Annotated in this window: 21 protein-coding genes; 14 read left to right on the plus strand and 7 right to left on the minus strand. The window is 68.6% G+C overall.

The window, feature by feature from the left end; all coding sequences use genetic code 11:
• Positions 1-143: 143 nt before the first annotated feature.
• Positions 144-566 carry a hypothetical protein gene (locus tag Q5696_RS06435; protein WP_305094368.1) on the plus strand — a complete coding sequence of 141 codons (423 nt, stop codon included), beginning with the start codon at positions 144-146 and terminating at the stop codon, positions 564-566.
• A gap of 37 nt (positions 567-603) precedes the next feature.
• On the opposite strand, the gene Q5696_RS06440 is transcribed toward Q5696_RS06435, so the two are convergent.
• Positions 604-1,482: a LysR substrate-binding domain-containing protein gene (locus Q5696_RS06440; RefSeq protein ID WP_305095160.1), complete on the minus strand. Its 879-nt coding sequence runs from the start codon at positions 1,480-1,482 to the stop codon at positions 604-606.
• An 86-nt stretch (positions 1,483-1,568) separates the two neighbouring features.
• On the opposite strand from Q5696_RS06440, the gene Q5696_RS06445 reads away from it, so the two are divergent.
• The 6 genes from Q5696_RS06445 (at position 1,569) to Q5696_RS06470 (ending at position 7,950) form a co-directional block, all read left to right on the plus strand.
• Positions 1,569-2,750 carry an acyl-CoA dehydrogenase family protein gene (locus Q5696_RS06445; RefSeq protein WP_305094369.1) on the plus strand — a complete coding sequence of 394 codons (1,182 nt, stop codon included), beginning with the start codon at positions 1,569-1,571 and terminating at the stop codon, positions 2,748-2,750.
• A 101-nt stretch (positions 2,751-2,851) separates the two neighbouring features.
• The gene (gene fabG / locus Q5696_RS06450; protein WP_305094370.1) at positions 2,852-3,580 is read left to right on the plus strand and encodes a 3-oxoacyl-ACP reductase FabG; all 729 of its coding nucleotides are present in this window, start codon (positions 2,852-2,854) and stop codon (positions 3,578-3,580) included.
• Between the two features lie 71 nt (positions 3,581-3,651).
• On the plus strand, positions 3,652-4,110 hold the full coding sequence (locus Q5696_RS06455; RefSeq protein WP_305094371.1) for a MaoC family dehydratase: 459 nt from the start codon (positions 3,652-3,654) through the stop codon (positions 4,108-4,110).
• 52 nt (positions 4,111-4,162) lie between these two features.
• Positions 4,163-4,921, plus strand: coding sequence for a 3-oxoacyl-ACP reductase FabG (gene fabG / locus Q5696_RS06460; protein WP_305094372.1), 759 nt, complete (start codon positions 4,163-4,165; stop codon positions 4,919-4,921).
• 178 nt (positions 4,922-5,099) lie between these two features.
• A complete protein-coding gene (locus Q5696_RS06465) occupies positions 5,100-5,303 on the plus strand; it encodes a hypothetical protein (protein ID WP_305094373.1) in 204 nt (67 codons plus the stop codon).
• A 40-nt stretch (positions 5,304-5,343) separates the two neighbouring features.
• Complete coding sequence (locus tag Q5696_RS06470) at positions 5,344-7,950, plus strand: bifunctional FO biosynthesis protein CofGH (protein WP_370654873.1); 2,607 nt, start codon at positions 5,344-5,346, stop codon at positions 7,948-7,950.
• Positions 7,951-7,954: 4 nt separating this feature from the next.
• Here Q5696_RS06470 and Q5696_RS06475 read toward each other — a convergent pair whose 3' ends face one another.
• Entirely contained in the window at positions 7,955-9,010 is a 1,056-nt protein-coding gene (locus Q5696_RS06475; protein ID WP_305094374.1) for a YeiH family protein, read from the minus strand.
• 102 nt (positions 9,011-9,112) lie between these two features.
• Between Q5696_RS06475 and Q5696_RS06480 the strand changes: the two genes are divergently transcribed.
• The 6 genes from Q5696_RS06480 to Q5696_RS06505 all read left to right on the plus strand — a co-directional run bounded on the left by Q5696_RS06480 (position 9,113) and on the right by Q5696_RS06505 (position 15,827).
• Positions 9,113-10,042 (plus strand): LysR family transcriptional regulator, encoded by a 930-nt coding sequence (locus tag Q5696_RS06480; RefSeq protein ID WP_305094375.1) that lies wholly within the window; start codon positions 9,113-9,115, stop codon positions 10,040-10,042.
• A 128-nt stretch (positions 10,043-10,170) separates the two neighbouring features.
• On the plus strand, positions 10,171-10,494 hold the full coding sequence (gene fdxA / locus Q5696_RS06485; RefSeq protein ID WP_305094376.1) for a ferredoxin: 324 nt from the start codon (positions 10,171-10,173) through the stop codon (positions 10,492-10,494).
• A 23-nt stretch (positions 10,495-10,517) separates the two neighbouring features.
• Entirely contained in the window at positions 10,518-11,618 is a 1,101-nt protein-coding gene (gene dapC / locus Q5696_RS06490) for a succinyldiaminopimelate transaminase (RefSeq protein WP_305094377.1), read from the plus strand.
• Between the two features lie 168 nt (positions 11,619-11,786).
• Positions 11,787-13,433: an L-glutamate gamma-semialdehyde dehydrogenase gene (pruA, locus tag Q5696_RS06495; RefSeq protein ID WP_305094378.1), complete on the plus strand. Its 1,647-nt coding sequence runs from the start codon at positions 11,787-11,789 to the stop codon at positions 13,431-13,433.
• Positions 13,433-14,401: a proline dehydrogenase family protein gene (locus Q5696_RS06500; RefSeq protein ID WP_305095162.1), complete on the plus strand. Its 969-nt coding sequence runs from the start codon at positions 13,433-13,435 to the stop codon at positions 14,399-14,401. The genes pruA and Q5696_RS06500 overlap by 1 nt, the downstream gene beginning before the upstream one ends.
• A gap of 22 nt (positions 14,402-14,423) precedes the next feature.
• Positions 14,424-15,827 (plus strand): acyl-CoA synthetase, encoded by a 1,404-nt coding sequence (locus Q5696_RS06505; RefSeq protein WP_305094379.1) that lies wholly within the window; start codon positions 14,424-14,426, stop codon positions 15,825-15,827.
• Between the two features lie 13 nt (positions 15,828-15,840).
• On the opposite strand, the gene Q5696_RS06510 is transcribed toward Q5696_RS06505, so the two are convergent.
• Positions 15,841-16,692 (minus strand): 3-hydroxyacyl-CoA dehydrogenase, encoded by an 852-nt coding sequence (locus Q5696_RS06510; RefSeq protein WP_305094380.1) that lies wholly within the window; start codon positions 16,690-16,692, stop codon positions 15,841-15,843.
• Positions 16,693-16,740: 48 nt separating this feature from the next.
• Between Q5696_RS06510 and curA the strand changes: the two genes are divergently transcribed.
• The gene (curA, locus tag Q5696_RS06515) at positions 16,741-17,772 is read left to right on the plus strand and encodes an NADPH-dependent curcumin/dihydrocurcumin reductase (RefSeq protein WP_305094381.1); all 1,032 of its coding nucleotides are present in this window, start codon (positions 16,741-16,743) and stop codon (positions 17,770-17,772) included.
• A 9-nt stretch (positions 17,773-17,781) separates the two neighbouring features.
• Here curA and Q5696_RS06520 read toward each other — a convergent pair whose 3' ends face one another.
• From Q5696_RS06520 to Q5696_RS06535, 4 genes are all read right to left on the minus strand, one after another.
• A complete protein-coding gene (locus Q5696_RS06520) occupies positions 17,782-18,744 on the minus strand; it encodes a TauD/TfdA dioxygenase family protein (RefSeq protein ID WP_305094382.1) in 963 nt (320 codons plus the stop codon).
• Positions 18,741-19,400, minus strand: coding sequence for a TetR/AcrR family transcriptional regulator (locus tag Q5696_RS06525; RefSeq protein WP_370654874.1), 660 nt, complete (start codon positions 19,398-19,400; stop codon positions 18,741-18,743). Before Q5696_RS06525 ends, Q5696_RS06520 begins: the two co-directional genes overlap by 4 nt.
• Positions 19,401-19,464: 64 nt before the next feature.
• Entirely contained in the window at positions 19,465-20,274 is an 810-nt protein-coding gene (locus Q5696_RS06530; protein WP_305094383.1) for an enoyl-CoA hydratase, read from the minus strand.
• 39 nt (positions 20,275-20,313) lie between these two features.
• Positions 20,314-21,645: an amino acid permease gene (locus Q5696_RS06535; RefSeq protein ID WP_370654905.1), complete on the minus strand. Its 1,332-nt coding sequence runs from the start codon at positions 21,643-21,645 to the stop codon at positions 20,314-20,316.
• Positions 21,646-21,699 lie beyond the last annotated feature (54 nt).

A 21,699-nucleotide genomic window follows, 5' to 3' on the forward strand; every position in this document is an offset into this window, starting at 1 on the left:
CGCGCCACTGATTATCGAGCGTGAGGGCATGGGCATGAACTGGCACGACCTCTACTACGGTTCGGTGTACGGCTTCGCGGACTGGGTGAGCGACCTGCTGACGTCGCTCGGGTATCCGCCGGTGCCGTGAGATCATCGGGGTCATGACCGCGCCGAGCCTGCCCGCCGACACCGAGACCGCCGGCACCCCGACCGCGACGGAGTCTCGTACGACGCTCGCGTTGCTCACGTTCGACGGCTTCCTGTGTGCCGTGCTGTCGGTGCTGTTCCTGCCCGCGTATCTCGGGACGACGCCGTTCCCGGTGGCGATCCTGGTGGCGGCCGTCGTGAATCTGCTGCTCGTGCTCGGTGCCCGCAAGTTCACCGACAATGCCCTCGCCGCGGCGGTACCCCTGTTCGGCTGGTTGTTCGGGTTCGGCGTGTGCATCCTCGGCGGCCCGGGGGGCGACGTCCTGGTGTTCGAGGACTGGCGCACCCTGCTGCTGTTCGTGGCCGCACTGCTGCCGGCGTGCCTGTACCTGTTCCGGGTGCGGCTCGAGTCGCTGACGGCGGCCGCGCGGGGGTGAGACTACTTCCCTGTCCGGTCGCGGAGTTGCGCTTGTCCTATCGGGGCAGTAGGCGGAGGACGGCTCGAAGGGCAGGGTTGGGGTCGTCGCGGTGCCATGCGGCGCGCAGGTCGACGTCGTCGGCCGCCGTATCCAGCGGCACGAAGACCACGTGCGGATCGGAGACGTTCCGGGCGACCGACGCCAGCGTCAGGTGACCCCCTACCTCGGCGCCGACGAGCGCCAGAGCCGTCTGTGTGTCCGGTGCGATCTGCACGATGTCGGCGACGAATCCGTTGGCCTGCGCCATTTTCCGTAACCGGTCCGAGAGCACCGAGCCCTCGTGTGGTGGCAGGGAGACGAACGGTTCCCCGGCCAGTTGGTCCGCGGTCAGCCGTCGGGACTCCGCCAGACGGTGGCTGTCGGGGAGGGCCACGACGAGAGAGTCCCTCATCACCACCCGCGCGGACACCTCCGCGGGGATGGTGTCCCACCGTCCCAGTGCGATATCCGACTCGCCCTGCAGGAGTTTTTTCATCGCCGGCTGCGCGAAGTTCTGACTCGACAGTTCGAGTTGGATCCCGGGGCGCTGCGAACGCACCGTTCGGGCCAGCGTGGCGACCAGGGGGTGCGTCGAGACTCCCGCGAACGCGACGCGTACCAGGCCTGTCTCTCCTGCGTCCGCCGACCGTACGGATTCCTCTGCGCGCCGGATGGCGTCGACGGCTTCGCGGGCCGGGCCCACCAGTGCCCGGCCGCTCGACGTCAACTTCACCGACCGGGTGCTTCGCTCGAACAGCACCGTCCCGAGTTCTCGTTCGAGGGCTTTGATCGTGCGACTGAGCGGTGGTTGCGTGATGTGCAGGCGGTCCGCGGCCCGCCCGAAGTGCAGTTCCTCTGCCACGGCGAGGAAGTATCGCAACTGCCCGACGTCCACCGGTCTCCTCATTATTCCTTATTGGGTATCAATACGATGCAAACTAGATATTGGACTGATCATAATCTGGCAACGATCATGTTGTCATGATCACACTCGGTTCCGATGTCTCCGAGGATGTTTTCGCCGACGTCCTCGACCAGGTCCGCGGCTTCGTCCGCGACCGGGTCCTGCCCCGTGAACAGGAAATCGCCGACGCCGACGCGGTCCCCGAGGACATTCGCGCCGCCGCCGAGGACATGGGGTTGTTCGGCTACGCCATCCCACAGCAGTGGGGCGGGCTCGGCCTGAACCTGGTCCAGGACGTGGAGCTGGCGATGGTGCTCGGCTACACCAGCCTGTCGCTCCGCTCGATGTTCGGCACCAACAACGGCATCGCAGGTCAGGTGCTGGTCGGTTTCGGTACCGACGAACAGAAGCGGGCATGGCTGGGACGGATCGCCTCGGGCGAGGTCGTTGCGTCGTTCGCGCTGACCGAGCCCGGCGCCGGGTCGAATCCTGCGGGGCTGCGCACCACGGCCGTCCGGGACGGCGACGACTGGGTGATCACCGGTGACAAGCGATTCATCACCAATGCTCCGATCGCGGACCTGTTCATGGTGTTCGCCCGCACCCGCCCGGCCGGGGAGGACGGAGCCGGTATCGCTGTCTTCCTCGTTCCGGCCGCCACCGACGGTGTCACGGTCGGTGCGAAGGACCGCAAGATGGGGCAGGAAGGCTCCTGGACCGCTGACGTGCGCTTCGACGGCGTGCGGGTACCGGCAGCCTCGCTCGTGGGCGGCAGCGAGGCCGTCGGCTACCGGGCGGCGCTGACCTCGCTCGCACGCGGGCGGGTGCACATCGCGGCGCTGGCGGTGGGACAGGCGCAGCGGGCGCTCGACGAATCCGTCGCCTACGCAGCCGAGGTCACCCAGGGCGGCACGCCCATCGGCGACTTCCAGCTGGTCCAGGCGATGATCGCCGACCAGCAAACCGGTGTGATGGCCGGCCGTGCCCTGGTGCGCGATGCGGCGCGGGCGTGGGAGGAGAACACCGATCGTCGGATCGCGCCGTCGGTGGCCAAGCTCTTCTGCACCGAGATGGTCGGCAAGGTCGCCGACCTGGCCGTCCAGATCCACGGAGGCAGCGGCTACATGCGCGATGTCCCCGTCGAACGAATCTATCGGGACGTGCGCTTGCTCCGACTGTACGAGGGCACCAGCGAGATCCAACGCCTGATCATCGGAGGCGGTGTCGTCAAGGAGGCGAAGAACCGGATGTCGCGATGAATCCGCTCGCCGATCCGGCACCGACGACGTCGACGGGTCGATCCGGGTCGGCACCCACACCCCACCGGAAGAACGATCACGCACAGAAGACGAGGACCACGATGCTCGAAGGACACACCGCCGTAATCACCGGAGCGGCACAGGGAATCGGGCTTGCGATCGCCCGTACGTTCGCCGAGCACGGTGCCAACATCGTCATCGGCGACCTCGACCGTGCGAAAGCCGAGGAGGCTGCGGCATCGTTGCCGACTCCCGCCGTCGGACTCCACTGCGACGTCACCTCCGAGGCCGACGTCGCCGGGCTGCTGTCCGCGGCGGTCGACTCGTTCGGCTCACTCGACGTGATGGTCAACAACGCCGGTATCACCCGCGACGCCACCATGCGCACGATGACCGAGCAGCAGTTCGACGACGTCGTCCAGGTTCATCTCCGCGGTTGCTGGAACGGAACTCGTCTGGCCGCGAACATCATGCGTACGTCGGGTGGGGGATCGATCATCAACCTGTCGTCGATCTCCGGGAAGGTCGGCTTCATCGGCCAGACCAACTATTCGGCGGCCAAGGCCGGCGTCGTCGGCCTCTCCAAAGCGGCCGCCAAGGAGGTGGCCCACCTCGGTGTGCGAGTGAACGTCGTCCAGCCCGGACTCATCCGAACTGCGATGACCGAGGCGATGCCCGCGAAGGTCTGGGACCAGAAGCTGTCCGAGGTGCCGATGCAGCGGGCCGGTGAGCCCGAAGAGGTCGCATCGGTCGCGCTCTTCTACGCCTCGAAGCTGTCCTCCTACATGACCGGCACCGTCGCCGAGGTCACCGGCGGCCGCTACATGTAGCCACGGCAGCACAGCAGGTGAGGAACCGGCACGAAATCGGCAGCGGAACATAGGAAAGGTGGACCACAGTCATGACCGTACTGACTTTCGACACTCCCGACGAGGTGCACAACCAGCTGGGAAGGGTGATCGGACCGGGCCCCTGGCTCACGATCGATCAGGCCAGGATCGATACCTTCGCCGAGGCCACAGGGGATCACCAGTGGATCCACACCGATCCGGAACGGGCCGCGTCCGGCCCCTACGGAACGACGATCGCACACGGGTATCTGACCCTCTCGCTGCTACCGGTGCTGGCCGCCGACCTCTACACCTTCGCGTTCGGGTCGGCACGAGTGAACTACGGCTGCAACAAGGTTCGCTACCCGAGCCCGGTGCCTGTCGGCTCCCGCATCAGGGCGGCAGCGAAGCCGGTGACGTGCTCCACGACCCCCAAGGGGACGCTGGTCACCGTCGAATTCACGGTGGAAGTCGAGGGGAGCACCGTGCCGGCGTTGGTCGCCGAGACCGTGGCGCTCGTCGCGGCGTGACCCGGCGGCCCCGGACGCTACCTGCAGAGAAGAAGTGAAGAAAGGAACGAACATGATTCAGGAACGTAGGACTGCGATCGTCACCGGTGGGGCGCGGGGGATCGGTGCTGCGGTGGCGGTGCGGCTCGCGTCGGACGGGTGTGCGGTCGCGGTGGTCGATCTCGACGAGTCTGCGTGTGCGGCGACGGTGTCCGCGATCGAGGCTGTCGGTGGTTCGGCGTTGGCGGTGGGTGCGGATGTCGGGGACGAGGCGTCGGTGGGGGCTGCGGTCGAGCGGATCGCGGCGGAGCTCGGGGCTCCGACGGTGTTGGTCAACAATGCGGGTGTCACTCGGGACAATCTTTTGTTCAAGATGACGGTCGAGGACTGGGATGCGGTGATGGACGTGCATCTTCGGGGGTCGTTCCTGATGACTCGGGCGGCTCAGAAGTACATGGTGGAGGCCAGGTTCGGTCGTATCGTGAATCTGTCGAGTGTGTCGGCGTTGGGGAATCGTGGGCAGGTCAATTATTCGGCGGCGAAGGCGGGGTTGCAGGGGTTCACGAAGACCCTCGCGCTCGAGTTGGGTCGGTACGGGGTCACCGCGAACGCGATCGCGCCGGGTTTCATCGAGACCGAGATGACTGCTGCTACTGCTGCCCGGATGGGGGTGGACTTCGAGGAGTTCAAGAAGAGGGCGGCGTCGGAGATTCCGGTCGCGCGTGTGGGTCGGCCGGAGGACATCGCGAACATGACGTCGTTCTTCGTCGGTGAGGGTGCGGGCTTCGTGTCCGGTCAGGTCGTCTACGTCGCCGGCGGGCCCAGAGGTTGAGCTGGACGACGATCGAAAAGTGCCGAACGAGCGTCCCTGCGGCCGTGACCGTGGGATGACTGTGTGAGCATCGCGCGTTCGTGATCGGCGCCGATGGCGTCGACAGCCTGCTGCGCCGGTCCGCACGACCTATGGTGGAAGGGACAGTCCGAGTCCGCTCGAACGGGAGGTGATCGTGATGGTGTCGATCGATGCCGAGAACATCGGCCCCGACGATGCGGCAGCCGAGACGTCCGTCGACGTTCCGGAGGCCGATCTGGTGGAGGAGGCGACGTCGGACGACGACGAGTCCCCACAGAATGTTCCGCTCGAGGTGAATCCGGCGGACGCCGTCGAACAGCATCGGAGTGTCCCGGACGACGAGGACTACCCGCGCGGATAGACCGATTCGGTGAGACCCGCGGTGGCAGCGAGACCGGTCGGTGGCGCATGATCGTCGGGTGAGTCACTCGAGCGATGACACCGACCGGTCCACGATCCTGCCGAGTCCGCCGGTTCCCACCGAGGCTCCGTCCGCGAGTGCGATGCGGCGGGTCCTGCGTCGGGCCCGGGACGGGGCGACGCTCAACGTCGACGAGGCCACCGTGCTGTTGCAGGCTCGTGGTACCGATCTCGAGGATCTGTGTGCGTCCGCGGCACGGGTGCGGGACGCCGGCCTCGAGGCGGCGGGCCGACCGAAGACGGTGTCGTATTCGCGGAAGGTGTTCGTGCCGATCACCCGGCTGTGCCGCGACAAGTGCCACTACTGCACGTTCGTCACGGTGCCCGGCAAGCTGCGGGCCGCCGGCCAGGGCATGTACCTCGAGCCCGACGAGATCCTCGACATCGCCCGCCGTGGTGCCGAATTGGGTTGCAAGGAGGCGTTGTTCACGCTCGGGGACCGGCCGGAGGATCGCTGGCCCGAAGCGAAGCAGTGGCTCGACGAGCGCGGCTACGACTCCACCCTCGACTACGTGCGGGCGATGGCGATCCGCGTCCTCGAGGAGACAGGGCTGCTGCCGCACCTCAACCCGGGTGTCATGAGCTGGGAGGAGATTTCCCGGCTCAAGCCGGTAGCACCGTCGATGGGCATGATGCTCGAGACGACGTCGACCCGCCTGTTCACCGACAAGGGCGAGTGCCACCACGGCAGTCCCGACAAGGATCCGGAGGTGCGTCTGCGCACCCTCACCGATGCGGGCCGGCTGTCGGTGCCGTTCACGACCGGCATCCTCGTCGGGATCGGTGAAACCGTCCGGGAACGTGCCGAGTCGATTCTGGCGATCCGCAAGCTGCACAAGTCGTTCGGGCACGTGCAGGAGGTGATCGTGCAGAACTTCCGCGCCAAGCCGGACACTGCGATGCGCGACACCCCGGACGCGGATCTCGAGGAGTTTCTCGCCGCCGTCGCGGTGTCCCGTCTGCTGCTGGGGCCGGGCATGCGGATCCAGTCGCCGCCGAATCTGGTGTCGGAGGCCGAATGCCTGGCACTGATCGGGGCCGGTGTCGACGACTGGGGTGGCGTCTCGCCGCTCACCCCCGACCACGTCAATCCCGAACGCCCGTGGCCGAACCTCGAGGCCCTTGCTGCAGTCACCTCCGAGGCCGGGTACACGCTCGTCGAACGGACGGCCGCGCAGCCGCAGTACGTGCTGGCCGGGCACCCGTGGATCGATCCGCGGATCGGGGCGCACGTGCGGGCCCTCGCCGACCCGGACACCGGTCTGGCGCGGGACGGTGTGACGCCGGCGGGCCTGCCGTGGCAGGAACCGGACGAGGAGTGGGTGTCGTCGGGACGCGTCGACCTGAACACCGAGATCGACACCGACGGCCGCAACACCGACACCCGCTCGGATCTGGGCAGCGCGTTCGGCGACTGGGAGACCGTGCGCGAGCAGGTCCTCGAACTGGACCGCGCCGCACCCACCCGCGTCGACACCGACGTCCTGTCCGCGCTGCGCAGCGCCGAACGCGACCCGGCAGGTCTGTCCGACGACGCCTACCTCGCCCTCGCGACCGCCGACGGGGACGGTCTCGAGGCCGTCGTCGCGCTCGCCGACGCGCTACGCAAGGACGCCGTCGGAGACGACGTCACGTACGTGGTCAACCGGAACATCAACTTCACCAACATCTGCTACACCGGCTGCCGGTTCTGCGCGTTCGCGCAGCGCAAGGGCGACGCCGACGCGTTCACCCTGTCGGCCGAGGAAGTGGCCGACCGGGCCTGGGAGGCGCACGTCGCGGGCGCCACCGAGGTGTGCATGCAGGGCGGTATCGACCCCGAGCTGCCGGTCACCGGCTACGCCGATCTGGTGCGCGCGGTCAAGCGGCGGGTGCCGTCGATGCACGTGCACGCGTTCAGCCCGATGGAGATCGTCAACGGCGCGTCCCGCGGCGGGCAGAGCATCCACGACTGGCTCGTCGAACTGAAGGACGCCGGCCTCGACACCATCCCCGGCACGGCCGCCGAGATCCTCGACGACGAGGTCCGCTGGGTGCTCACCAAGGGCAAACTGCCGGCGTCGGCGTGGATCGACGTCGTCACCACCGCGCACCGGGTGGGCCTGCGATCGAGTTCGACGATGATGTACGGGCACGTCGACCGGCCCGAGCACTGGGTGGGGCATCTGCGGGTGCTCCGTGGAATCCAGGACGAGACAGGCGGTTTCACCGAGTTCGTGTTGCTGCCGTTCGTGCACCAGAGTGCGCCGCTGTATCTGGCGGGGGCGTCGCGTCCCGGTCCGACGCAGCGCGACAACCGGGCCGCGCACGCGCTCGCCCGGATCATGCTGCACGGGCGGATCGCCAACATCCAGACCAGTTGGGTCAAGCTGGGCGTCGCCGGAACGCAGGCGATGCTGCAGGGCGGCGCCAACGACCTCGGCGGCACCCTGATGGAGGAGACCATCTCCCGGATGGCCGGATCGCAGCACGGGTCGGAGAAGACGGTCGCGGAACTGCGGGCCATCGCCGACGGCATCGGCCGCCCCGCCCGCGAACGGTTCACGAACTACACGCTGCGCGACGGAGCCCCGATCCCGGTGCTCTGAGCGGTCAGTTCACCAGCAGGACGCCGGCCAGGGCGATCGCCGCGACCCAGACGGTGGATGCGGCCGCGAGGACGAGTGGCCGGGCGCCCACCTTCCGGATGGTGGCGATGTGCACCCCGGTCCCCAGGGCGAACATCGCCGCCGTCAGCAGCGCGGTCTGGGCGAACTTGGCGATGTCCAGGACGACATCGGGCAGGACCCCGGTCGAGCGCAGTGCGGCGCATGCGAGGAACGCGACGACGAACAGCGGGACGAGCGGGGGAAGTGTCCCCGCGTTCGCGCCCTCGGGTGCCCGCCGGCGCTGGTACACACTGATCGCCGTCATCACGGGCGCGAGCATCACCACGCGCGCCAGTTTCACGACGGCCGCCACCGCCAGCGCCCCGCCACCGATCACACCGCCGGCCGCGATCACCTGGGCCACCTCGTGGATGCTGCCGCCCGCCCACATGCCGGCGACGGTGTCGTCGAGACCGAGCAGCGACGCCAGCAGGGGAACGACGGGAATCATCAGCGTGCCGAAGATGACGACGAGCGCGACGGCCGTCAGCACCTCCTCTTCCTCGGCGTCGACCACGCCGTCCACGGCTGCCACGGCCGCGGCACCGCAGATCGAGAACCCGCACGCGATCAACAGCCGCTGCGTCCACGACAGGCCGAGGAGCCGGCCGGCGAACAGGGTGCCGGCGATGCCCAGAACCACGATCGCGACGACCACCGCGATCACACCCCAGCCCAGGCCCAGGATGTCGCTGAACATCAACTGCAGGCCCAGCAGGGCGATGCCGACGCGCAGCAGCTTCTTCGACGAGAACGTCAGCCCGGGGCGACATCGGGCGGGAAGGTGTACGACGTTCGCGGCGACCGCGCCGAGCACGATCGCGATCAGCAGCGGGCTGACGGTCGGCAGAACCTGCCCGACACCCATCGCGACGGCGGTGGCCACGACGGCGACCGCAAGTCCCGGCAACAGCGGCGCGACGACGTTCTGCACGCGTGACGGTGCACTGCCGATCGGGGTGCTCGGTCGTTCGGTCTGTTGGTCGATCTCGCTGCTCATGGAATCCAGCTTCGGCTGCGAGACGCCGTGCGAGTAGACCCCGGATCGACATGGGGGCATATGAAATCGATATGAGTGATACTCGGGACATATACTGCGCGCATGGCCGGACGCTGGCCCGATCTGGGCGTACTCGAGTTGATCGTCGGAGTGGACGATCACGGAAGTCTCAGCGCCGCAGCACGTCAGGCGGGTATCGCGCAACCGAACGCGAGCCGCGCCATCCGGCAGATCGAGCGCCAGTTCGGCACGACACTGCTGCAGCGCCGCCCGACCGGTTCCACCCTCACCCCCGAGGGCACCGTCGTCGCGCACTGGGCGCGGCGGGTCCTGTCCGAGGCCGGGCACCTGCTCGACGTCGCCGAAGGGTTGCGGACCGAACGCGTCGCACAGTTGCGGGTGGGGGCCAGCATGACCGTCGCCGACCATCTCGTGCCGGGCTGGCTGGGACGCTTCCGCAGCCGGTACCCGCAGGTGTCCCTGCACCTGCAGGTACTCAACTCCACCCAGGTGTACGACCGGCTGGCGACCGGTGCCTGCGACATCGGGTTCGTCGAATCGCCGACGGTGCCCACGACGCTCGGGATGACGACGCAACGGTCGCTGCACAGCGTGACCGTCGCGCGGGACCGGCTCGTCGTCGTCGTGCATCCGGAGCATCCGTGGGCCCGCCGCCGCAAACGCTTGACGGTGGCGGAACTGGCGGCGACCCCGCTCGTGGTGCGCGAGCCGGGATCGGGCACCCGCACCACACTCGACGTGGCGCTCCAGGAGTACGACGCCGTCCCGCCACTCCTGGAACTGGGCAGCGCGGCCGCGATCCGGACCAGCGTCGTCGCCGGCATCGGCCCCGCTGTGATGAGCACCCTCGCCGTCGAGGAACAGATCCGCAGCGGCGAACTGAAGATGATCGACGTCGAGGGCCTCACGCTCGACCGGCGCCTGCGCGCGGTGTGGTGCGGGCGGCGGGAACTCGGCGGTCTCGCCGGTGAACTCGTGCGGATGGTACGTCGCGAGCGCGGGGACGACTGACCCGGTACGGAACGGACCGTAGGGCACCCTAACCTGGTGGAGGGATCGCGGGCGCTTCATACTGGTTGTTCCGCATGTCGCCGGGTGTCCACACCCGGCGGTCGCCCAGAAAGGCAGGGAGCGCAGCAGTGACCTACACGATTGCAGAACCGTGCGTCGATGTGATGGACAAGGCCTGTATCGAGGAGTGTCCGGTCGACTGCATCTACGAGGGTGCCCGCATGCTCTACATCCACCCGGACGAGTGTGTCGACTGCGGTGCGTGTGAGCCGGTGTGTCCCGTCGAGGCGATCTTCTACGAGGACGACGTGCCGGACCAGTGGAGCGGCTACGTCGCTGCCAACGTCGACTTCTTCGACGACCTCGGTTCCCCTGGTGGCGCCGCCAAGCTCGGCAAGGTCGATTACGACGCCGCGCTGATCAAGGCGCTGCCGCCCATGAACGAGGACTAGCGGAAAACGTTCGAGGAAGATCAGTGCCGCGTCATTCTGTAGTCAAGACCCTGCCCGACTTTCCGTGGGACTCGCTGACGTCCGCGAAGGAGACGGCGTCCGCGCATCCCGGCGGAATCGTGAACCTGTCCGTCGGCACCCCTGTCGACCCGGTCGCCCCGGCGATCCGGGAGGCGTTGGCGTCGGTCGCGGACGTGCCGGGATATCCGACGACGCACGGCACCGTCGAACTGCGTGAGGCGGCATCCGCGGCGCTCGCCCGGCGCTACGGCACCACCGGTATCGACCCGGCGGCGATCCTGCCGGTGCTCGGCACCAAGGAAGTCATCGCGTGGCTGCCGAAGCTCCTCGGGCTCGGCGCGAACGATCTCGTGGTCATCCCCGAGGTCGCCTACCCCACGTACGAGGTGGGCGCACTGCTCGCCGGCACACAGGTGGTGCGTGCCGACGGGACCGCGCAGCTGGGTCCGCAGAAGCCGGCACTGATCTTCGTCAACTCCCCGTCCAACCCCACCGGCAAGGTGCTCGGTGTCCCGCATCTGCGCAAGGTCGTCGACTTCGCCCGCGAACGCGGCGCGATCGTCGCGTCCGACGAGTGCTACCTGGGCCTCGACTGGGGTGGGGAGGCCGTCTCCCTCCTCGACCCGCGGGTGTGCGACGGCGACCACACCGGCCTGCTGGTGATGCAGTCGCTGTCGAAGACGTCGAATCTCGCCAGCTACCGGGCCGGACTCGTCGCCGGCGATCCGGCCCTGGTCGCCGAACTGCTCGAGATCCGCAAGCACGCCGGCATGATCATGCCGCTGCCCATCCAGGCCGCCATGACCGCCGCCCTGAACGACGACGAGCAGGAAGCCGAGCAGCGGGAACGCTACCGTCACCGCCGCGACACCCTCCTCGCCGCTGTCCTCGCCGCCGGCTTCACCGTCGACGACTCCGAGGCCGGCCTGTACCTGTGGGCCACCCGCGGCGAGGACTGCCGCACCACCGTCGACTGGTTCGCCGACCGCGGCATCCTCGTCGCACCCGGCGACTTCTACGGCCCCCGGGGTCGGCAGCACGTCCGGATCGCCCTCACCGCATCGGACGAACGCATCGCCGCGGCGGCGAGCCGCCTGATGTAGCTGGGCGAGCCGCCTGATGTAGCTGGGCGAGCCGCCTGATGTGGCCGCGGCGAGCCGTCTGTCCAGATTCCTCGCGTTCCGCGCACTTGTTGCGGGGGCATGGGGGCGCTGTCGGGCGTAGCCTGAGCGTGATTGCAGTTGTCTTTGGCTGACGCTGAGGAGGGCAGCATGGATGCCGTCACGCAGGTTCCGGTGCCGTACAACGAGCCGGCGCAGTCGTACGCGCCGGGCAGTCCCGAGCGCACCCGGTTGAAGGACGCGCTGGGCCGTCATCTGGCGGAGCCGATCGACATTCCGCACATCGTCGGCGGAGCCGACCGTCGCGGCACCGGAGCCCGTCTGGAAGTGGTGCAGCCGCACCGGCATTCGTCGGTACTTGCCACGATCGGCAATGCCACCTACGACGATGCGGCCGCGGCGATCGAGGCTGCGGCTGCGGCCGCGCCCGCCTGGCGGGCACTGCCGTTCGACGAGAGAGCCGCGATTCTGCTGCGGGCCGCGGATCTGCTGGCCGGGCCGTGGCGGGAGACGATCGCCGCCGCGACGATGCTGGGCCAGTCGAAGTCGGTGCAGCAGGCCGAGATCGACGCCCCGTGCGAGCTGGTCGACTTCTGGCGGTTCAATGTCCACTTCGCCCGGCAGATCCTCGCCGAACAGCCGATCTCGTCGCCCGGGGTGTGGAACCGGCTCGACTACCGGCCGCTCGAGGGGTTCGTGTACGCGATCACCCCGTTCAACTTCAGTGCGATCGCCGGGAACCTGCCGACGGCGCCCGCTCTTATGGGCAACACGGTGATCTGGAAGCCGTCGCCCACGCAGTCCCTCGCCGCCTACTGGACCCTGCGCCTGCTCGAGGCCGCGGGACTCCCGCCCGGAGTGATCAATCTTCTCACCGGCGACGGACTCGCGGTATCCGATGTGGCACTGCAGGATCCGCGGCTCGCCGGTATCCATTTCACCGGTTCGACACGTACGTTCCGGCACCTGTGGCGGGAGGTCGGCGCCGGCATCGACCGCTACCACGGGTATCCGCGTCTGGTGGGGGAGACCGGCGGCAAGGACTTCGTCGTCGCACACCCGTCGGCCGATCCGGCGGTCCTGTCGACCCTCCTGATCCGCGGCGCGTTCGAGTACCAGGGACAGAAGTGCTCGGCCGCGTCCCGCGCCTATCTGCCGAAGTCGTTGTGGGAGAAGATGCGCGACGACTTCCTCGCCGAGGTCGACGCCCTCACGTACGGGGACGTCACCGACCTCGGGAACTTCGGTGGTGCGCTCATCGACCGCCGCGCCTACGACAAGAGCGTCGCCGCGATCGAACGGGCCCGCGGCGTGGCCGGGGTGCAGATCGCGGTCGGCGGCACGTACGACGACAGCGTCGGCTATTTCGTCCGGCCCACTGTGCTGCTCGTCGACGATCCGGGTGACGAGTCGCTGGCCACCGAATATTTCGGACCGCTCCTGTCGATCCACGTGTACGACGACGCCGCACCGGGCGCGTGGTCGGACGTGCTCGCCGCCGTCGATGCCGCGTCGCCGTACGCGCTCACGGGCGCGGTGGTCGCCACCGATCGGGCCGCGATCGAACAGGCTTCGACGGCACTGCGGTTCGCGGCCGGGAACTTCTACGTCAACGACAAGCCGACCGGGGCGGTCGTCGGGCAGCAGCCGTTCGGTGGTGCCCGCGGGTCCGGCACCGACGACAAGGCGGGCTCGCCGCTGAACCTGCTGCGGTGGGTGTCGGCGCGCACGATCAAGGAAACGTTCGTCCCGCCCACCGATCACCGGTATCCGCACATGGGGCCGGGCGGCGCGTGATGGCGCCGTCGGTGCTGTCGAATCCGCTGCGACCGGCGATCCTCGCGGCCGCCCGATCGGGCCGGGTCAAGGAGGCGGTGACCCGGGTGCCGGTGACGAAGTCGATCGTGCGCAGGTTCGTGGCGGGGGAGGCGCTGTCCGACGCGGCCGCGGCGGCATCGGCCCTGCTCGGGTCCGGGCGCGCGGTGAGCGTCGACCACCTCGGGGAGGATGTCCACGACGCGGAGCAGGCCCGTGGCACCGTCGCCGCCTACCTCGAACTGCTCGCCGTGCTGGGACGACTGCCTGCCGGACGGTTCGACGGGACGCACCCGCTGGAGGTGTCGGTGAAACTGTCGGCGCTGGGGCAGACGTTGCCGCGGGACGGGGAGAAGGTTGCGCTCGACCACGCCCGGACCCTGTGCACGGCGGCCCGCGAACACGGTGTGCGGGTGACCGTCGATGCCGAGGACCACACCCGCACCGATTCGACGCTGTCGATCGTGCGGGAACTGCGTGCCGACTTCCCGTGGGTCGGGGCGGTCCTGCAGGCGTACCTGCGGCGCACCGAGGGCGACTGCCGGGACCTTGGCGGTGCCGGGTCCCGGATCCGGCTGTGCAAGGGGGCGTATCGCGAACCGGAGTCGGTGGCCTACCGGTCCCGCGCCGACGTCGACGCGTCGTATCTCCGGTGCCTGCGCATCCTGATGGGCGGCGACGGGTACCCGATGGTCGCCACCCACGATCCGGCGATGATCGACGCCGTGGCACCACTGCTCGCGGAAACCGGCAGGAGTACGGACAGTTTCGAGCATCAGATGCTGTTCGGGATCCGTGACCTCGAGCAGGTGCGGCTCGTCGACGTCGGACGTCGCGTGCGCGTGTACGTGCCGTACGGCACCCAGTGGTACGGCTACTTCATGCGCCGACTCGCCGAACGCCCGTCGAACCTGCGGTTCTTCCTCCGCTCGACGCTCACCCGGGACTGACCGGTATGAGAGGGTGGGCGTCGTGCTGCTCACCTCGTTGAACCCGCTGGCCGTCGCGCGCGGCGACGACATGCCCGACGCCGTCCGGATCGGCGACACCACGCTCTCGCGTACCGACATCCTCGGTGCCGCCGGAGCTCTGGCCAAACGTCTGGCCGGGGCGCGCCGGGTCGCGGTTCTGGCGACGCCGACCCCGTCCACGGTGATCGCGGTGGTCGGGGCGCTGCTCGCCGGCGTCACGGTGGTGCCGGTGCCGCCCGATTCGGGTCCCGCCGAGGTCACCCACATCCTCACCGACTCCGGCGCGCAGGCGTGGCTCGGGCAGGCGCCCGACGGGTCGACGCTGCCGGTGGTGCCGGTGCGGCTGCACGCCCGCGACTGGCACACCCACCCCGAACCGCCGGCGTCGGCGACCGCGTTCGTGCTGTACACCTCCGGGACGACCGGCGCCCCGAAGGGAGTGTTGCTGAGCCGCGGCGCGATCGCCGCCGGTATCGACGCACTCGCCGAGGCCTGGGCATGGACGCCGAAGGATACTGTGGTGCAGGGTCTTCCGCTGTTCCACGTGCACGGGCTGATCCTCGGTGTCCTGGGGCCGCTGCGGGTCGGCAGCCGCCTGGTCCACACCGTCGCGCCGACACCGCAGGCATACGCCGAGGCCGCGCGAGCCGACGGCACCCTGTTCTTCGGAGTGCCGACCGTGTGGTCGCGGATCGCCGACGACGCGGACTCCGCCCGTGCTCTGGGCACCGCGCGGCTGCTGGTGTCCGGCAGTGCGCCGCTCCCCGTCCCGGTGTTCGAGAAACTCCACACACTCACCGGCCACGCCCCGATCGAGCGCTACGGCATGAGCGAAACCATGCTCACCCTCAGCACCCGCGTCGACGGCGAACGCCGCCCCGGCTGGGTCGGCCTGCCGGTCCGCGGCGTCGAGACCCGGCTGCGCGACGAGAACGACAACGACGTCCCGCACGACGGGGAGAGCATCGGCGGCCTCCAGGTGCGCGGCCCGATGCTGTTCGACGGCTACCTGAACCGCCCCGACGCCACCGCGGAGTCCTGGACCGACGACGGCTGGTTCGTCACCGGCGACGTCGCCGCCGTCGACTCCGGTGGCTTCCACCGGATCGTCGGACGCGCCTCCACCGACCTCATCAAGACCGGTGGATTCCGGGTCGGCGCAGGCGAAGTGGAGACCGCGCTGCTCGGATACCCGGGAGTGCGGGAGGCTGCCGTCGTCGGACTGCCCGACCCCGACCTCGGGCAGCGGATCGTCGCCTTCGTCGTCGGAGCGGGGTTCGACGAGGCGACCTTGATCGACCACGTCGCAACACACCTGTCCGCACACAAACGGCCACGCGAAGTACGGATCGTGGACACCCTGCCCCGCAATGCCATGGGCAAGGTGCAGAAGAAACTGCTCTAGACGCCGCCGGCGCCTAGTACCGATAGAACCCCTCACCGGAGGCGACGCCGAGCTTGCCCTTGTCTATGTAGTTCTCCTTGAGCCATGCGGCGAGTTTCTGTGCCGACGCGTCACCGTGGACCATGATGTTGTAGGGGGTCGTCAGGCCGATGATGTCGAGCATCTGGAACGGTCCCAGCGGTGCGCCGGTGGCGATCTTCCAGGTTTTGTCGACGTCCTCGGGGGACGCGTAGCCGCCGGCGGCGAGGGCTGCCGCCGAGTTGAGGAACGGTACGAGCAGCGAGTTCAGGACGTATCCGGCCTTCTCCTTGTGGATCTCGATCGGCACCATCCCGATCTCGGACGCGAACTCCACGACTTCGCGGAACACGGCCGGGTCGGTGCGGTCGGTGCCCATCACCTCGGCGGTGTTGAACTGCCACACACGGTTGGCGAAGTGCAGGGCCAGGAAGCGGTCGGGTCGTCCGGTCGAGTCCGCGAGATCGCTCGGCAACAGCGTCGACGAGTTGGTCGCGAAGATCGTCTTCTCGGGTGCGGCCGCACCGATCCGCCGGTAGGTGTCCTGCTTGAGTTCGAGGATCTCCGGGATCGCCTCGATCACCAGGTCCGCCTCGGCGACCGCCGCCTCGAGATCCGATGTCGACGCGATGCGACCCAGGGCGTCGGTGACCCGGTCGTCGTCGGCACCGGACACTTCGCGCCGGTACGTGTCGGCCAGGCCCGCGAATCGTTCGCGGGCCGCGTCGAGGGCTTTGTCGTCGATGTCGAACGAGGTGACGTCGAATCCCTCGAACGCCGTCTGGAATGCGATCTGCGAGCCGAGGACGCCGGCTCCCAGCACGGTGACTCTGCGAATGTCGGTCATGGTCCCGACCCTATCCGCCGACCTGTCGCAGCGGCGTACGGTCGGGGAATGAGTGCTGTCACGAGTACCCGAATCGTTCTCGCCTCGAGACCGGACGGAGAGCCGAATCCCGGCAACTTCCGTACCGAGACAACGAAATTGCCTGAACTGTCCGACGGGCAGGTGCTGCTGCGCACCGTGTACCTGTCGCTCGACCCGTATATGCGGGGGCGGATGAGTGCCGCCGAATCGTACGCCGACCCGGTCGAGGTGGGCGAGGTCATGGTCGGCGTCGTCGTCGCGCAGGTCGTCGAATCACGCAGCCCCGACGTCCCTTCCGGGTCGTACGTCCTGTCCTACAGCGGATGGCAGACCCACGCGGTGGCCGACGCCGGCTCGGTTCGTCTCCTCGATCCGGACGCGGCCCCGTTGTCCACCGCCCTGGGTGTGCTCGGGATGCCCGGTTTCACCGCCTACGCGGGACTGCTGCGGATCGGACGGCCGCAGCCCGGCGAAACCGTCGTCGTCGCGGCTGCGGCCGGCCCGGTCGGATCCGCGGTGGGGCAGATCGCGAAGATCCATGGGGCCCGCGCCGTCGGCATCGCCGGCGGACCCGACAAGTGCGCGTATGTGCGCGACGAACTCGGGTTCGATGCCGTGATCGACCACCGCGCACCGGATTTCGCCGAGCAGTTGCGGGCCGCGGTGCCGGGCGGCATCGACGTCTACTTCGAGAACGTGGGCGGCCCGGTCACTGCGGCGGTGTTGCCGCTGCTCAATCTGTACGCGCGGATCCCGGTGTGCGGGTTGGTGTCCCAGTACAACGCTGCGACCGCTCCGGAGGGGCCGGACCGGCTCCCGGCCTTCATGGGGCTGATCCTCACGAAGAGCCTCACCGTTCGCGGTTTCATCCAGTCCGAATTCGTCCGGGAGATGTACGCGGACTTCGAACGCGACGCCTCCCGGTGGCTGTCCGAAGGACGGTTGAAGTACCGGGAGGACGTCGTCGACGGACTCGGGAACGCGCCCGAAGCGTTCCTGGGGATGTTGCACGGCACGAACTTCGGGAAGCTCGTGGTCCGTGTCGGCCCCGAGGAGTGAGCGCCGGCGTCAGGACGTGACGCCGACGGGCTTGTCACCCACGATCGAGATGCGATCCATGACACGGCGGGCGGGGAAGTAGTCGCTGGAGGCGTAGTGCTGGCAGGTGCGGTTGTCCCAGAACGCGATCGTGTCGGGCTGCCACTGGAGACGCACCTGGAACTCCGGCCGCTGGACGTGGCGGTACAGCATGCGCAGGAGGTCGTTGGACTCCTCCTCGGACACACCGAGAATGCGCTGTGTGAAGATCGAATTGACGAACAGCACGCGGCGCCCGGTCTCGGGGATCACCCGCACCACCGGATGTGTGACGGGCGGGAACGCCGGACGGAGCATCTCGACGGTCTCCGCCGGCATACCGCGGCCGAACGAGTTGATCCAGTCGTGCTCGGCCTCGAGGTGGTCGATACGTGCCCGGAGGTCCTCCGGAAGGAGGTCGTAGGCCGCTCCGGTGTCCGCCCACAGCGTGTCGCCGCCCACTTCTGGAACCTCGACGCCGCGCAGAACCGCTGCGAAGGAGGGGAATTCGTGCCAGGTGACATCGTTGTGCCACATGTTCTCGACGCCGGCCGCCATCGCATCCTTCGCGAGGGTCGCGACATCCGCGTCGCTCTGCCCGGGCTGGGTGTACTTGAAGAACGGGTGCTGTTCCAACTCGCCCCAGCGGGCGGCGAACGCGCGATGCTCGGCGCGGTCGATGTCCTGGTCCCGGAAGAACAGCACCTTCCACTCGAGCAGTGCCCGACGGAGCTCGGCGAACACGTCGTCGGACAGGTCGCCGGTCAGCCGGATCCCGGAGATCTCGGCGCCGATGGTCGGGGTCTTCGGGGTGAGCGAGAACAGCTCGTAGGGACGATCGTCGGCGGACTCGGTGGTGCGTCGCGCGACGAGCGGGCCCACGGCGTAGAGCGGGTCCGTCGGGCGCGGTTCGATGAAGGTCCGGAAGATGCCGGGATCGGCGGACGTGGTCATAGCGAAACTCCTTGGGGATCGGTCTGTTCCGTCGGATCTGGAGTGCTGTGTGGAACGGATGTGGGGGCCTCGAGCACGGCGACGCACGTGTCGATCAGGTCGGCGACGATCGCCGCGGTCTGCGCAGGCGTGCGATCGGTGCCCTCACGTGCCGCGAGAGACGCCATCGTGAGGAGGACGACGTTGTCCGTGCGCCACGACGCGACCTCGTCCGGGGCGGGGCACAGGTCGGACAGCAGGTATTCCACCCGCCGATAGCTTTCCGCGCGAAGGTGTTTCCGGATCGTGTCGGCGAGTGCCGGATCGAACATCGCCTGCGCGAGGAACCGGGCGTAGCAGCTGCCGTCCCGGTAGAGGGTTTCCGCGGCCAGGGGCAGCACGAGGGCCTCCACGGCGGCGCGGATCGTGGGGGCCGTGCCGGACGCATCGAGGTCGTCGAGCATGGCCCGGCGGCGGGTGTCGGCGGGCGTCATGCGCAGTTCGACGACGGCGTCGAGCAGTCCGTCGCGGGACCCGAAATGGTAGGTGGCGGCCGACTTGTTGGCCTGGCGGGCGACGAGCTGCACCTCCTTGAGGGTCAGCGCCGGTAGGCCGCGCTCGGCGACGATCCGTTCGGCCGCCTCGATCATGGCGTGGCGGGAAGTGGTGCGGGTCACACCATGCACGTTAAGGGTGAGTCCTTAATGTGTCAACGGTGCGATGCCGCCGCGGGCCCGGCCGTCACCGCGCGTCGCGGAACATCGGCTCCCGCTTCTCGCGCCGTGCGGCCGTGGCCTCCTCGAAGTTGTCGGTGAGCAGCCGGATCAGCAGCTGGCCGAGCCCTTCCTGGTTCATGTGCTGGGCGAGCGACGACGCGTCGAGCCCCGACCACAGGGTGCGTTTGGTGAGTTCGACGCCGGGGCGGGAGAACTTCGCGATCTGCTGCGCGAGATCGAAAGCCTCCTCGAGCAGGTCCTCGCCGGCGACGATGCGGGAGACGAGCCCGATGCGGGCGGCCTCGTCGGCGTCGACGTCCCGCCCGGTGAGCATGATCTCGAACGCCCGGGACGCCCCGATCGCCCGCGGCAGCAGATAGCTCAGACCCAGTTCGCTGGCCGTCAGGCCGTTGTTGATCCCGGCCGCCCGGAAGTACGCCTCCGGGGCGGCGAGCCGGATGTCGGCGGCCATCGACAGGCAGAATCCGCCGCCGATCGCGGCACCGTTCACCGCCGCGATCACCGGCTGATGCATCTTCCGCAGCGTCAGGACGACGTCGTCGAGCAGTTCCATCGACCGCAGCGCCACCGTGGGACGGGTCAACCCGTCGGTGTGCGGAACCGGTCCGGCCGAGGTCTGGTCGGCGCCCGAACAGAAACCGCGGCCGGCGCCGGTGACCACGACGGCCCGCACCGCGTTGTCGTTGCTGATCTCCTCGAGGGCTTCCCGGAACGGGACCATCACGTCGAACGCCATCGCGTTCATCCGGTCCGGGCGGTTCAGGGTCACCAGTGCGATGTTGTCGCGGGGCCGGTCGACGACGATGAAACTCAACGGGCTTCCTCCTGCGGGCGGCGGCGATGATCGCCGACGTTACGCCGCAGGAGCGTCCGCTGTGCCCGTTCCGGCCGATGCCTTCCGGCGCCCGTGGACCAGGGCGATGGCGAGGATCACCAGGAACAGCACGGTCGTGGAGATCAGCTGTTTGCGGGCGTCGTCGTCGAAGGCCATGAGCACCACGAACGCTGCCAGCAGTGCCAACGTGAGATAACTCAGGTACGGGAACAGCCACATCCGCACCGAGAGCTTTCCCTCGGCTTCGAGCGGCCGTCGCAGCCGCAGGTGCGCGACCACGATGAACACCCAGATCACCAGCAGAGCCGCCCCGACCGCGTTGAGCAGGATGCCGAGCAGCGAATCGGGGAGCAGCCAGTTGAGCAGGACGCTGACGAACCCGAAGAACACCGACAGGAGCACCGCGTTGGTGGGCACCCCGGACTTGGACAGGGTGCCGAGCGCCTTCGGTCCGTCACCGCGGCGGGCCAGTGCGAACGCCATGCGGGAGGTGCCGTAGACGTTCGCGTTGAACGCCGACAGCAGGGCGATCACCACGACGAGTTCCATCAGCCCGGCCACGTACGGGATGTTCGCGAGCTCGAGGACGGCGACGAACGGGCTGTCGACCAGTTCGGGATCGTTCCACGGCAGCAGGAACACCATGATCGCGATCGCGCCGACGTAGAAGACGCTGATCCGCCACATGACGCTGCGGACCGCGGTGCCGATGGCCCGCTCCGGGTCCTTCGACTCGGCGGCCGCGATCGTGACGATCTCGATGCCACCGAACGCGAACGCCACGACGAGCAGGCCGGCGGCGATACCGGCGAAGCCGTTGGGCATGAAGCCGCCGTCGCCGAGGAAATGTGTGAACCCGACGGGGTCGGTGCCGGGCAGCAGGCCGAACACGAGCAGCACACCGACGACGAGGAATCCGATGATCGCAGCGATCTTCAGGGCCGCGAACCAGAATTCGAACTCGCCGAAGTTGCTGACCTTCGCGAGGTTGACGACCGCGAAGAACGTCACGAACACCAGCGCGATCACCCATTGTGGGATGCCCGGCAGCCAGTCGTTCACGATCGCGGAGGCGCCGGTGATCTCGGCGCCCAGCACCATGATCAGCATGAACCAGTACAGCCAGCCCATCGTGAAGCCGGCCCAGTCGCCGATGCCGATGCGCGCGTAGTGCGCGAACGATCCGCTCGCCGGCACGGCCGCGCCCATCTCGCCGAGCATGCGCATTACGCACACCACGACGAAACCGGCGAGGACGTAGGAGACCAGGACGGCCGGGCCGGCCTTCGAGATCCCGACGCCGGTACCGAGGAAGAGTCCGGCGCCGATGGCGGACCCCAGGCCCATCATCGTCAGATGGCGGACCTGGAGGCCGTGCCCGAGCGTGGTCGGGGTCTCGCTGTC

Origin of the sequence: Prescottella sp. R16 (genome assembly GCF_030656875.1) — a bacterium.
In the GTDB taxonomy this organism is placed as follows: domain Bacteria; phylum Actinomycetota; class Actinomycetes; order Mycobacteriales; family Mycobacteriaceae; genus Prescottella.